At 65.1% G+C, this 12,570-nt stretch carries 14 protein-coding genes; 7 read left to right on the top strand and 7 right to left on the bottom strand.

Going from position 1 to position 12,570, the window contains the following annotated elements; genetic code table 11:
* The first annotated feature begins 11 nt into the window (after nt 1–11).
* Together leuD and J3S28_RS12885 are read left to right on the top strand one after the other, a co-directional pair.
* Nucleotides 12–620 carry a 3-isopropylmalate dehydratase small subunit gene (leuD, locus tag J3S28_RS12880; RefSeq protein ID WP_207841154.1) on the top strand — a complete coding sequence of 203 codons (609 nt, stop codon included), beginning with the start codon at nt 12–14 and terminating at the stop codon, nt 618–620.
* 147 nt (nt 621–767) lie between these two features.
* The gene (locus tag J3S28_RS12885) at nt 768–1,397 is read left to right on the top strand and encodes an HU family DNA-binding protein (RefSeq protein ID WP_207841155.1); all 630 of its coding nucleotides are present in this window, start codon (nt 768–770) and stop codon (nt 1,395–1,397) included.
* A gap of 98 nt (nt 1,398–1,495) precedes the next feature.
* Here J3S28_RS12885 and J3S28_RS12890 read toward each other — a convergent pair whose 3' ends face one another.
* The 3 genes from J3S28_RS12890 to cofC all read right to left on the bottom strand — a co-directional run bounded on the left by J3S28_RS12890 (nt 1,496) and on the right by cofC (nt 5,374).
* Nucleotides 1,496–2,416 carry an NUDIX hydrolase gene (locus J3S28_RS12890; RefSeq protein ID WP_207841156.1) on the bottom strand — a complete coding sequence of 307 codons (921 nt, stop codon included), beginning with the start codon at nt 2,414–2,416 and terminating at the stop codon, nt 1,496–1,498.
* Nucleotides 2,413–4,569, bottom strand: a complete 2,157-nt coding sequence (locus J3S28_RS12895; protein WP_207841400.1) for an RNA degradosome polyphosphate kinase — start codon at nt 4,567–4,569, stop codon at nt 2,413–2,415. The genes J3S28_RS12890 and J3S28_RS12895 overlap by 4 nt, the downstream gene beginning before the upstream one ends.
* A gap of 67 nt (nt 4,570–4,636) precedes the next feature.
* Nucleotides 4,637–5,374 carry a 2-phospho-L-lactate guanylyltransferase gene (gene cofC, locus J3S28_RS12900; RefSeq protein ID WP_307797091.1) on the bottom strand — a complete coding sequence of 246 codons (738 nt, stop codon included), beginning with the start codon at nt 5,372–5,374 and terminating at the stop codon, nt 4,637–4,639.
* An 89-nt stretch (nt 5,375–5,463) separates the two neighbouring features.
* Between cofC and J3S28_RS12905 the strand changes: the two genes are divergently transcribed.
* Nucleotides 5,464–6,459 carry an NAD(P)H-dependent glycerol-3-phosphate dehydrogenase gene (locus tag J3S28_RS12905; protein ID WP_207841157.1) on the top strand — a complete coding sequence of 332 codons (996 nt, stop codon included), beginning with the start codon at nt 5,464–5,466 and terminating at the stop codon, nt 6,457–6,459.
* A 22-nt stretch (nt 6,460–6,481) separates the two neighbouring features.
* Here J3S28_RS12905 and J3S28_RS12910 read toward each other — a convergent pair whose 3' ends face one another.
* Both J3S28_RS12910 and J3S28_RS12915 read right to left on the bottom strand, forming a co-directional pair.
* Entirely contained in the window at nt 6,482–7,015 is a 534-nt protein-coding gene (locus J3S28_RS12910) for a DUF3515 domain-containing protein (protein ID WP_307797092.1), read from the bottom strand.
* Entirely contained in the window at nt 7,012–7,260 is a 249-nt protein-coding gene (locus J3S28_RS12915) for an Lrp/AsnC ligand binding domain-containing protein (RefSeq protein ID WP_240498375.1), read from the bottom strand. Before J3S28_RS12915 ends, J3S28_RS12910 begins: the two co-directional genes overlap by 4 nt.
* Nucleotides 7,261–7,383: 123 nt before the next feature.
* Between J3S28_RS12915 and J3S28_RS12920 the strand changes: the two genes are divergently transcribed.
* The 3 genes from J3S28_RS12920 to J3S28_RS12930 all read left to right on the top strand — a co-directional run bounded on the left by J3S28_RS12920 (nt 7,384) and on the right by J3S28_RS12930 (nt 9,640).
* Nucleotides 7,384–8,361, top strand: coding sequence for a thiamine-phosphate kinase (locus J3S28_RS12920; protein ID WP_307797093.1), 978 nt, complete (start codon nt 7,384–7,386; stop codon nt 8,359–8,361).
* 62 nt (nt 8,362–8,423) lie between these two features.
* Complete coding sequence (locus J3S28_RS12925) at nt 8,424–8,945, top strand: gamma carbonic anhydrase family protein (RefSeq protein WP_207841161.1); 522 nt, start codon at nt 8,424–8,426, stop codon at nt 8,943–8,945.
* A gap of 14 nt (nt 8,946–8,959) precedes the next feature.
* On the top strand, nt 8,960–9,640 hold the full coding sequence (locus J3S28_RS12930) for a uracil-DNA glycosylase (RefSeq protein ID WP_207841162.1): 681 nt from the start codon (nt 8,960–8,962) through the stop codon (nt 9,638–9,640).
* A gap of 29 nt (nt 9,641–9,669) precedes the next feature.
* Here the strand turns inward: J3S28_RS12930 and J3S28_RS12935 are convergent, their stop codons facing one another.
* Nucleotides 9,670–10,491 carry an enoyl-CoA hydratase/isomerase family protein gene (locus J3S28_RS12935; RefSeq protein ID WP_307797095.1) on the bottom strand — a complete coding sequence of 274 codons (822 nt, stop codon included), beginning with the start codon at nt 10,489–10,491 and terminating at the stop codon, nt 9,670–9,672.
* Nucleotides 10,492–10,496: 5 nt separating this feature from the next.
* The gene (gene rpmB / locus J3S28_RS12940; protein WP_084836679.1) at nt 10,497–10,688 is read right to left on the bottom strand and encodes a 50S ribosomal protein L28; all 192 of its coding nucleotides are present in this window, start codon (nt 10,686–10,688) and stop codon (nt 10,497–10,499) included.
* A 225-nt stretch (nt 10,689–10,913) separates the two neighbouring features.
* Between rpmB and J3S28_RS12945 the strand changes: the two genes are divergently transcribed.
* Nucleotides 10,914–12,566 (top strand): DAK2 domain-containing protein, encoded by a 1,653-nt coding sequence (locus tag J3S28_RS12945; RefSeq protein ID WP_207841403.1) that lies wholly within the window; start codon nt 10,914–10,916, stop codon nt 12,564–12,566.
* Nucleotides 12,567–12,570 lie beyond the last annotated feature (4 nt).

Below are 12,570 nucleotides of genomic sequence, written 5' to 3' on the forward strand. Positions count from 1 at the left end.
GAGAAACAACGATGGAACCGATCAACAGCCACACCGGGATCGGCGTCCCCCTGCGCCGGGGCAACGTCGACACCGACCAGATCATCCCCGCGGTCTACCTGAAGCGAGTGACCCGCACCGGGTTTGAAGACGGTCTGTTCGCCGCCTGGCGCAACGATCCCGACTTCATCCTGAACACCCCGCCCTACGACCGGGGCTCGGTCCTGGTCGCCGGTCCCGACTTCGGTACAGGGTCGTCCCGCGAGCACGCCGTGTGGGCGTTATCGGACTTCGGGTTTCGGGTGGTGATCTCCTCCCGGTTCGCCGACATCTTCCGCGGGAACGCCGGAAAAGCTGGTCTGGTGGCCGCTCAGGTCGAACAATCCGACGTCGAGCTGCTCTGGAAACGGCTCGAGGAGCAGCCCGGACTGGAATTGACGGTGAGCCTTGAGGATCAGACGGTCACCGCTGCGGACTTAGTGGTGCCCTTTGCAATTGATGACTACACAAAGTGGCGTCTGATGGAGGGTCTGGACGACATCGGACTGACATTGCGGCAGGTCGAGGCCATTTCTGAGTTCGAAAAGGTAAGGCCCGTATGGAAACCAAAGACCCTCCCGATACCCCTTTCCGGGGCCTGAGAGCGGGCCCTACCGTAACCTGTTAGGCGGCTTACCTTTCGCCACGCCGAGCGAATTTGGCGTCGGACGTGGACGTTTTGCGATTTGACGTTTACCGTGTCCTGTAGCTGGCCCAAAGTGGGCCAACAGTCTGCGGAGGTTGAATCCATGAACAAGGCAGAGCTTATCGAGGAACTGACAACGAAGTTGGGGACCGATCGGCGCACGGCGACAGACGCCGTCGAGCACATCGTAGACACGATCGTGCGCGCGGTGAACAAGGGCGAAAGCGTCACCATCACAGGTTTCGGCGTTTTCGAGAAGCGGCGTCGCGCTGCCCGGGTTGCTCGCAACCCGCGCACCGGCGAAACCGTCAAGGTTCGTCCGACCTGGGTTCCGGCGTTCCGTCCGGGCGCTCAGTTCAAGTTGGTCGTGGCCGGAAAGCAGAAGCTGAGTGCTTCGGGCCCGGCGGTCAAGCGTGGCAGTGCAACTGCATCAGCTTCCCCGGCCAAGAAGACAGCAGCCAAGAAGGCAGCCCCGGCCAAGAAGGCCGCTCCCGCCAAGAAGGCCGCTCCTGCCAAGAAGGCAGCTCCGGCCAAGAAGACCGTGGCGAAGAAGACCGCCCCGGCCAAGAAGGCCGCTCCTGCCAAGAAGGCAGCTCCGGCCAAGAAGACCGTGGCGAAGAAGACCGCCGCCCCGGCCAAGAAGGCAGCACCGGCCAAGAAGGCCGCCGCTCCCGCCAAGAAGACTGCAGCCAAGAAGGCTCCGGCGAAGAAGGCTCCGGCCAAGAAACGCTGAACCGACACATCACAAGCCCCGGCAGACCTTCCCTCTGCCGGGGCTTGTTTTGTCTGTCTGGCGTCGTGGCCATCCTGGTCGGGTGGCGGGTAGCGGTTTCAGTTGTCGGACGCGGCGAGTGGACTGTCGACGTGGCTCGCTGCGACCAGCTTCCCATCGAGGAGCGCGAGCACCCAGAAACTCCCCTTGCGATTGCGTGCTGCCGGGAGCTTGAGTTCGTCGTGCGCCGCCCACCACTTCAGGAGCGGCGGAATCACCTTGCCCTGACTGCACACGACATGGGTACCGGCGGCCTCTCCGATGTCGCGGATTCGGCGTCTCCCGCTCTTCGCATCGTCGGCGAACGCCTCCTCGGACAGTGTCGGCTCGTCTTCGATGACGACCCCGAGCTCGTCTGCCAAGGGTGCAACGGTTTGGCTGCACCGCACCCGATCTGCCGAATGCACCGCCGTCGGGCCGAACGCGAGCAACTGTGAGAGCAAGGCTTCAGCTTGTGCTCGGCCCACCTTGTCCAACGGTCGCAGCCGATCGTCCCCGTGGTAGCGAGACTTCCGACCTGCTTTCGCGTGCCGCACGAGCAGCAGGATGTCGAGTCTCGCGGGCAGCTTCCGGAAGGTGCCCAGGACCTGTCGGTCGAGTCGGTACGAGAGCGTGTCTTCTGCCGAATCCACTGAAAGCCAACGTAATTCGTCCACTTCATGGTTGGGCTCGAACGATCCCGCAGTGACTTCGGCCGACCAGTAGTGGACGTGTTTACGGCCGGGCCCGCGAAGGTCGTAACTGACCCTACGGAGGTGACGACCGAGCTGCACCTGATAGCCGGTCTCCTCGCCGATCTCGCGAACGGCGGCGGAGATCAGCGTTTCTCCCGGTTCGACCTTGCCTTTCGGTAGGGTCCAGTCGTCATATCGCGGACGGTGCACAAGAGCCACCTCGATGTCGCCGGCCGAGGTCTCGCGCCACACGACCCCACCTGCCGCGTACACGACGGCGGCGGTGCGTCCTGCCGATTTGCTCACTGGATCAGGTCGGCCCGGCTGCGATTGCGACGCATCATCTGGCGCTGATGATCGCGCACGTCCTCACCTGCGGCGGGCGAAGCTGTCCAACTTCCGTTTTCGCCGAGGACCCAGCATCGGGTCGCCGGGTTCATCGCCGAGGCGAACACATCGTCGAGTTCGCGGGTCAGGCGCGGGTCGCGAACCTGCGCCATGACCTCGACCCGGCGGTCGAGGTTGCGATGCATCATGTCGGCGCTGCCGATCCAGAACTCATCGAGTGATTGGAAGTGCAGCACCCGCGAATGCTCCAGGAACTGTCCGAGGATCGAACGCACGGTGATGTTCTCGCTCATCCCGGGTACGCCTGGCCGCAGCGCGCAGATGCCACGAACGACAACCTCCACCGGGACGCCTGCCTGCGACGCGCGATAGAGCGCGTCGATGACCTGTTCGTCCACCAACGCGTTGGCCTTCAGCCTGATCCGAGCGTCTGGGTGTCCGTCGCGGTGTCGCTCGGCTTCGGCGAGAATTCGCCCGACGATTCCCGCCCTGACCCCGTGCGGTGCCACCAGTAGGTTCCGGTACTCAACCTTTCGTGAGTAACCGGTGAGTGTGTTGAACAGATCGGTCAAGTCGGCGCCGATGTCGGGAGAGGCCGTGAACAGGCCCACGTCTTCGTACAGTCTCGCGGTTTTCGGATTGTAATTACCGGTGCCGATGTGGCAGTACCGCCGAATGGTCGAACCTTCCCGTCGCACCACCAGACATGTCTTGCAGTGTGTCTTGAGGCCGACGAGTCCGTAGACGACGTGCACTCCGGCCTGCTCGAGTTGCCTGGCCCACTTGATGTTGGCCTGCTCGTCGAAGCGCGCCTTGATCTCGACCAGTGCGACAACCTGTTTTCCGGCCTCGGCCGCGTCGATCAGCGCGTTGACGATCGGTGAGTCACCTGAGGTCCGGTACAGCGTCTGCTTGATGGCGAGCACGTTGGGGTCCGCGGCGGCCTGCTCGATGAAGCGCTGGACGCTGGTGGAGAACGAATCATAGGGATGGTGGACGAGGACATCACCATCACGCAGCGTGGAGAAGATGCTCTTGGGAGTCTCTCGTTCGCCGAAGGCCGGATGAGTGGCCGGGACGAAGGGAGGGTCCTTCAACGCCGGCCGGTCGATACCGGCGACCTGGAACAAACACGAGAGGTCGAGCAGTCCGGGCACCTCGATCACGTCACCGGGATCGACATCCAGTTCTCGCAACAACAATTCGAGCATGTGCTCGGTCATGTCGTCGGCGACCTCGAGCCGCACCGGGGAACCGAAGCGCCGCCGGGCCAGTTCGCGTTCGAGCGCCTGTAGCAGGTCCTCGTCCCGGTCTTCCTCCACCTCGAAGTCGGCATTGCGGGTGATACGGAAGGCGTGATGCTCGACGATCTCCATGCCGGGGAACAGCTGATCGAGGTGGGCCGAGATGAGGTATTCCAGTGGCAGCAGCACTGCTTTCGCCGGTGTCGTCGCCGTCTTCGCGTACCGATCGCGGTATTGCGCGGGCATCAATCGATCGACCCGGATGAACCGGTCGACGTTGTCGGGGACCTTGACGCGGGCGAAGTGCTCGCCGCCTTCGCTGACGTCCTTCACAGTGACAGCGAGATTGAGGCTCAGACCGGAGATGTAGGGGAAAGGGTGAGCGGGATCGACGGCAAGGGGAGTGAGTACAGGAAAGATCACCTCATGGAAGTACTCGTCCATGCGCTGGCGTTCTTCCTTGGAGAGCGCATCCCAGGTGACGACATGAATGTTGTTGTCGGTCAACGCCGGTCGGACCGAATCGAGGAACACTCCGGCGTGCCGTTCGGCCAGCACCTGCGTGCGCTGACCGATCAGGGCCAACTGCTCGCGCGGCGAGAGACCGTCGGCGGAGCGTACCGAGAGGCCGGTTTCGTGGCGGCGCTTGAGCCCCGCGACGCGCACCATGAAGAACTCGTCGAGGTTGGACGCGAAGATGGCGAGGAACTTGGCCCGTTCGAGCAGGGGCAGTGAGGTGTCCTCGGCCAGCGCCAGTACCCGGGCGTTGAAGTCGAGCCAACTCAGTTCTCGGTTCAGGTAACGATCTTCGGGCAGATCCGCGGTCGCGGTGGGCGTCGCCGTTGCGGCGGGCGGTGCGGTGGGCATCGACGGCGAAGGTGACGGTGGGGGTGACGCGTTCTGACTGCTCGGTTCTGCTGTGCTCACGTACCCATCATGGACCATCCGCAGGAGCCGTGGCACCGGGTGTTTGAGTTTGTTCACGCAATTGCAAGCGCGAGACGACCAGTGAGGTCGCGTGGCCCAGGCCGATGTCCTGTGCGGCCAGCAGATCATCGACGGTATCGACGTCCATCCGAAGATCGGGCCACCGGTCGACACCGGTGGTGAGGTCGACGGCGCCGCGGCCGCGATGCTCGGATGCGGAGTTCGGCCCGAACCGCAGGACATCGGCGCCACCGGGCCCTTGTGTGTTCAGGAACAGGGCGGTGGTTCCTGTTCCGGAGTGGTCGGGGATGTACGACCGGTCGTGCTGTGCCGAGTGGTCGACCGCGGCTTTCAGGCTCGCCGGGCGAGCGGCCGGTAGGTCTGCCTGCAACACCAGGATTCGATTCCCTGGCCACAGGGCCAGGGCGTGCTCGATACCGATTGCGAAGGCATCGTTGAGAACCTCGCCGTCGTCGACGACAGTCCTGGCGCCGGCCTCGAGCGCAACCGCGGCCACCGAGCTGTCAGGACTCACGATGACCAGCTGATTCAGACCGGCGGCCCGCGCGGCGCCGATCGTGTCGGTGAGCATCGCGAGCACCAGTGCGCGCCGATCGTCCGCTGCGATGATCGGGGTCAGCCGCGTCTTGGCTGCGTCGAGTCGTTTCACCGCGATGACAACTGCCACCGCCCGCTTGTCCATGGCCTCCATCATGGTCGTCGGCGACGGGCGGGGAAACTGCACCCCTGTCCGGCGACGCTCTGGTGACACTAGGCTGGGGCGTCCGGGGTCAGATCCGGACATGGTGCGTACGGAACAGAGGTGGTGGAGTTATGCGGGCGGTCGTCATGGGCTCGGGTTCATGGGGCACGGCGATGGCCAAGGTCCTGGTCGACGCCGGGACCCCCACGGTGTTGTGGTCGCGGCGGGCCGAACTGGCAGCGGCGATCAATGAGACGCACACCAATCCCGATTACCTGCCGGACGTCCCTCTCCCGGAGGCCCTACGTGCCAGTGCCGATCTGACGGAGGCGCTCGAAGACGCAGAGTTGGTCGTGTGCGCGGTGCCGTCTCAGTCCCTGCGCGGGAGCATGGAGACCTGGCTACCGCATCTGAGTGACACCGCGACGTTGATGTCGCTGTCCAAGGGTGTCGAGACCGGCACGCTACTGCGTATGTCCGAGGTCATCGCACAGGTCACCGGAGCCCAGACCGGACGGGTGGCCGTGTTGTCCGGCCCTAATCTCGCCCGGGAGATAGCGGTAGGCCAGCCTGCCGCGACTGTGGTGGCGTGTTCGGACGAGGATCGAGCGAAAGAAGTTCAACGCGCCTGCAGCACAAGGTATTTCCGGCCCTACACCAACACTGATGTGATCGGATGTGAGATCGGTGGGGCGGTCAAGAACGTGATCGCCCTGGCGTGCGGGATGGCATCGGGAGTGGGCCTGGGTGAGAACACGCTTGCCTCGATCATCACTCGTGGACTGGCCGAGACCATCAGACTCGGGGTCGCACTCGGGGGTCGTCCGGAGACGCTGGCGGGGCTCGCGGGCGTCGGCGATCTGGTTGCCACCTGCTCGTCACCGTTGTCACGCAACCGCACCTTCGGCAGCCGGTTGGGTGAGGGCAAGACGTTGGCGCAGGCTCAGGAAGCCACCAACGGCCAGGTCGCCGAGGGGGTCAAGTCGTGCACCTCGGTGCGAGCGCTGGCCGAAAAGCACGGGGTGGACATGCCATTGACCGAAGCCGTCCACCAGGTTTGCCACGAGGGACTCACGGTCACCGAGGCGATCTACTCGCTGCTGGGCAGGCGTACCAAGCCCGAGTAGGACGATTCATCCATTGGGCCGTTCACCCGAGATCGATCGGTGCCGTCGGCAGGTTCTGGTCGATGAGGGTCGAGATCTGTTGGATGGGGCCGTTGCCCACATTTTCAGGCAGCCAGATCGCGACGTAGGGGCGATGGTCGACGGCGTACCACAGGAAGCCCTTGGCCTCGGTCTCCGCCGAAACAAGGAACCACTGCACGGGATCGACGACCTGCAGCCCGGAGGTGGGCGAGAGTGATTCGGGTCTGTCCACGCCGCAGCGGACCTGCACCGGCCCGGGCACCTGATCGCCGGGAGGCCAGCTGACCATTCCGTTGTCGCCGGTCTCGCGTTTTCCGAATCCCTCGAAGGTTTCCGGGAGCGACGCGATCAACTTCGCGCAGTCGGGGGAGGCCTGCTCCGGCGCGGCCATGGCTTTGAGCGGTGTGTCCGCCGACGTCACGTCGTCGGATTTCAACACCGCGTAGGTGATGAAGCCCACGATCACCATCACCGGAATGGTGATGATGCTCGCGATGACTGCCGGGCTCAGACGCCGGGTGGAACCTTCGCTCACGGGTGCCTTGGGCTGCCGGTGACGACCGGGCACGTCAGGGTTCTGGTGATGCCGTCGACGTTTTGGATCTGTGGCACAACCTGTTCGGTCAGGTGCGCGGCGTCTGTCGCGTCGACCCTGACGATCACGTCGTATGGGCCGCTGACCTCCTCCGATGAGGCGACGCCGTCGATACCGGCGATCGTCGCTGCGGCCACGGCAGCTTTACCGACCTCGGTTTGGATCAGTATGTAAGCCTGAACCACGGCGTTCCTTTCGTCCACGACGGTGATCAGCCGGTGGCTGACCCAAATACACTGGCACATATTCTCACCGACAACGGTGCGCAGTGGCGAATCAAAGGGACTGATGAGATGGCGGAGAGGGTGGTGAGAGCAGTGTCGGACGATCCGGTCCGCACCGTCGGTGACGTCGGTGAGCTCGAACTGATCGATCTCATCGCCGGCCCTGAGTCGGTCGACGGCACCGACGCCGGAGTTCTGGTCGGCCCCGGGGATGATGCGGCGGTGCTGGTCGGTGGTGGCCCCGTGGTCGTCAGTACCGACGCTCTCGTCGAGGGGCAGCATTTCCGCCTCGACTGGAGCACGCCGATACAGGTCGGGGCGAAGGCGATCGTTGCCAACGCCGCCGACGTGATGTCGATGGGCGGAAGAGTCACCGGGTTCGTGGTCTCACTGACCTGTCCGAAGGACCTGGGGGTCGACACGCTCGTAGGCCTGCGGGACGGGATGCGCTCGGCGGCCGCGAGGTACGGCGCGCAGGTGGTCGGGGGAGATCTGACCGCAGGGAGCCAACTCGTCATCGCGGTGACCGCGATCGGGGCAATGGATTCCCGCTCGCCGGTGCGCCTGTCGACTGCGCGGGAGGGCGACGTGCTCGCCGTGTCCGGGCAGTTGGGTGCCTCCGGTGCTGGACTCGATCTACTGCTCGCGGGCGAGGCCGGATTTCCCTCGCTCGTCGCCGCGCACTGCGAACCATCGCCGAATCTCGTCCTGGCTGCAGGAGCGACGAGTGCAGGCGTTCACGCGATGACGGATGTCTCCGACGGCCTCCTCAGTGAACTCCGCACCATGGCACGGCAATCGGGTCACACCATGAATGTCGATCCGACCCGGATCCCGGTGCGGCCCGAGTTGGCCGCCGCGGCCGCCGCGCTGCACACCGATCCGCTCCGGTGGGTGCTCGGTGGCGGCGAGGATCATGAGTTACTCGCGAGTTTTCCTGCTGGTGTGGTTCCGGACGGGTGGACGGTCATCGGTACCGTGGAGCGCAGAAGCGCAGGTCCGGCTGTGGTGGTCACGGGCCTCGACGATGTAGACCTCGATGCCGGGTGGCGAACCTTCTGAGGCTGAAAGCAACCACACCCACTGATACCGGTCGCGTCAGGGGTACCGATACTGTGATCGTCATGGCGATCTACGCACTCGATGACCGAGAACCGCAATTGGGTGAGGGTGCCTACGTGCATCCCGACGCGGTGGTGATCGGCAACGTCACACTCGGCGCCGGCGTCTCCGTCTGGCCAGGCGCGGTCTTGCGAGGTGACTACGGCACCATCACCGTGGGCGATCGCACGAACATCCAGGACGGCACGGTCATCCACTGCACCCCGATCGATCCGACGGTCATCGGCGCCGGCTGCGTGGTGGGGCACAACGCGCACATTGAAGGTGCAGTGATCGGCGACAACTGCCTCATCGCGTCAGGATCGGTGGTGCTCAACGGTTCTCGGATCGGCGCCGGAGCGATCGTCGGCGCAGGCGCTGTGGTGCCGTTCAAGTTCGAGGTACCGGAGAGGGCGATGGCGCTGGGCGTGCCCGCCAAGATCCGCGCGGGTTTCGAGGTGCCGGAGGGCCATATCGAGATGAACGTCGAGATGTACGCGCAGAACGCCATCTACTACCAGGCCGCATTGCGCCGGCTCGACTAGTGGTAGGGAGAAGCATGCCTGGCCCACAACCACTTTCAGCGCTCATCGACCCCGGATGGGCGAGTGCGCTCGAACCGGTGGCGCCGGACATCGCCAAGATGGGCGAGTTCTTGCGCGGTGAGCTGGCCGCCGGCCGCACCTATCTACCCGAGGGTGCGAATGTGCTGCGCGCGTTCACCACTCCGTTCGAGGAAGTGCGGGTGCTCGTCGTCGGCCAAGATCCGTACCCGACGCCCGGACACGCGGTCGGATTGAGTTTCTCCGTGGCCGAGGATGTGCGCCCTGTGCCGCGCAGTCTGGGCAATATCTTCACCGAGTACTGTGACGATCTCGGCTATCCGCGGCCGTCAAATGGTGACCTGACGCCGTGGGTCGAGCAGGGCGTGCTGCTGCTGAACAGGGTGCTCACCGTTGCTCCGGGGTCGGCCGCAAGCCATCGCGGAAAAGGGTGGGAAGCGGTGACCGAGTGCGCGATCAAGGCGCTCGCGGCGCGCGATCAGCCGCTCGTCGCGATCCTCTGGGGTAAGGATGCTGCATCTCTGAAACCGTGGTTACCCGGGGTGACCACCATCACCTCACCCCATCCGTCGCCGCTGTCGGCGCGGCGGGGATTCTTCGGGTCGAAACCGTTCTCACAGGCCAACACCGCGCTCAGAGAGCAGGGCGGCGTGGAAGTCGATTGGCGGTTGCCGTGACGGAGTTCAATTACCGAACACCGTGAGGGTCAGTTGCCGTTGAGGCCCGAGTAGTCGGGTGACCGCTTGCCGATGAACGCGTCGACGCCCTCGATGCCCTCAGGCACGCCGGACAGGGCGGAAATGGACCGCGCCTCGGCGTCGAGTTGTTCGGCAAGCGTGGCGGTCGGCGAATCCGACAGCAGCGCCCGGGTTGCGGCGAGGGTTCGCCACGGTCCGGCGACCAGGTCGGCGGCAGCCGCCTCGGCAGTGGCAAGAACGTGCTCGTCCTCGACGACTCGTGAGAGCAGACCGATCTCCAGGGCTTCGGTGGCACCGAGGATGCGGTTGGTCAAGATGATGTCCCGGGCGCGTGCAGCGCCGACAACGCGCGGAAGCGACCACGTCAATCCGCCGTCCGGGGTGAGTCCGATGCCGACATAGGCCGGGCGCAGTTTCGTGGCGGTTCCGCCGATCGCGACATCACAGTGGGTCACCAGACTCATGCCTGCCCCCGCCGCCCACCCCTGGATGGCGCCGACGACCGGGAGGTTGGCGCCGACGAGTGCTTTCACGAATTCGTGGAAGTCACCCGCGAGACCCGAAAGGAAGACGGGCCGATCAGGAGCGGCTGCGAACGAACGCACGTTGCCACCGGCGCAGAAGTTCGCGCCGGTGCCGAGCAACAGCACCGCGCCGGCTTTGATCTCGCCACGCGCAACCTTGAGCAGGGCCTCGGTACCGCGGTTGAAACAGTCGCGATCCAGCGAGTTACCGGCCTTTTCGGTGGCCACGGCAATCCGCAGCACACCATCAGCGGTGAGTTGCACCGAGTCGGACTCGGAGGCAACGCTCAGCTGTGAATCAGGCACGGTGGTCAGCCTCGGGAGACTTTGCCGGCCTTCAGGCAAGAGGTGCACACATTGATGCGCTTGCGGTTTCCGGGGGCGACCTGCGCGCGAACGGACTGGATGTTCGGATTCCAGCGCCGGTTGGTGCGCCGGTGTGAATGCGAGACCGACTTACCGAAGCCGGGGCCCTTGGCGCAAACGTCGCAGACGGCAGCCATCGTCGAACTCCTTCAATGAGAAAATAGTGGTCATGGCCTCTCGGTGTTCGGCATGCACCGATGTCCGATAGGCAACCCTGCAAGAATAGCGGCTCTCCGACGATGATCAAAATGGTCGAGTCCCGCTGCGCAGCGAACCAGGGACCGGCCGCCGGCAGATTAGGCTGTGCGTCAGACCACACGGAGGAGGGCGGGCAGGTGACAGAGCAGGTTGGGGCTCCCGCGATGGACCCAGGTCTGCTGCGCGATTGGATCCACGGCACCGTATCGAGCCTGGACGGTGTGCGTGGCGAGATCAACGATCTGAACGTCTTCCCGATCCCGGACTCCGACACCGGCAGCAACATGCTCCACACGATGATGGCGGCGGCCGACGCCGTCGATCAACTCGATCCCGATGCCGACACCGCGCGCGTGGCGCGAGCGATGGCCGACGGGGCCGTCTCCAAGGCGCGGGGTAATTCAGGCATCATCCTCTCGCAGGTGCTGGTGGGACTGGCCGACGCCGCCGAGGTGAACCAGCTGGACGGGAGGGTTTACTTCAACCGGCTCTGGGTCGCCGGACTGCGACTGGGTTCGCTCGCCGCGACCCGTGCGGTCAGTGAGCCCCGAGAAGGCACCGTCCTGACCCTGCTACGTCGCGCGGGTGAGAACGCCGCGCAGCACGCCGATGCCACCCCGGCGGACCTGGCCCGCGCGATCGCCGACGGTTGTGCCGACGATCTGGATCTGACGCAGGGTCAACTCGATGTCCTCGCGCAGGCCGGTGTGGTCGATGCCGGTGGCCGCGGACTGTTGGTCCTGTTCGATGAGTTGGTTCGGGTACTCACCGGCGTCTCCGCGCGACGGCGCCGGTATCAGGGCGCGCTGGCCGGCGGCGGCGACCGCTTGGGGCACGAGATCGGCGAGCCCTGCGAGAGCGACGATGAGATGGATTTCGAGGTCATGTATCTGCTGGAAGGGGCTCTGGCCGAACAGATCTCGACTTTACGAACCAAGCTCGACGGGCTGGGTGACGCGGTGGTCATCGTCGGGGACAGCGCTGACGTGGTGGCAGGCGAGAAGTTCTCCATCCACGTCCACACCTGCGAGCCGGGCCTGGCGGTCGAAGCGGGGCTCGCATTGGGGACCGTCAGCGACATCCGGATCAGCTGTTTCCTTCTCGACGCTCATCGCGGACAAGAAGAGAGAGCAGGCCACCCGCCGCGCCGCAAACGCGCGGTCGTGGCCGTGGTGACCGGCGACGAGGCGGCCGAGTTGTTCGAGCAGGAGGGCGCCGTGGTGGTCAGGGCGGACACGGGAGGGGCCGGCGAACTGGATGCCGACGCATTGGCAAAGGCCATCATCGAGGTCGACAGCGCACACGTGATCCTGATGGGCAACGGCGCGCTGCCGGCCCAGGATCTGGTCGCCGTCGCCGCGGCGGCCCGATCACGTGAGCGTTCGGTGGTGATCTTGCCGGGCGGCTCGATGGTGCAGAGCCTGTCGGCGATGGCGGTGCACGATCCGAGCGAACTGCCGGACGATGACGCGTACGCGATGGCGGAGGCCGCTGCCGCCACCAGGTTCGGTGCGGTGGTCACCGCGACCGAACGTGCCCTGACCTTCGCCGGCACCTGCGAGCCCGGTGACCAGCTCGGCCTCATCGGCGACGGGGTGCTGGTCATCGACCCCGAAATCCTCGGCGCTGCTGCAGGTCTGATCGATCTGTTGCTCAGCACCGGCGGAGAGATGGTCAGTGTGCTGGCCGGCCGCAACCTCGAGCCGCGCATACTCGAACAACTCGAGGAGCACGTGAACAGCAACCACCCGGGCGTCGAGTTCGTCAGCTTTCCCGGGGGACAGGTAGGCGAGTTGTTGCAGGTGGGTGTCGAGTAGTGGT

Origin of the sequence: Williamsia soli, from assembly GCF_017377795.1 — a bacterium.
GTDB classification, from domain to species: Bacteria; Actinomycetota; Actinomycetes; order Mycobacteriales; family Mycobacteriaceae; genus Williamsia; species Williamsia soli.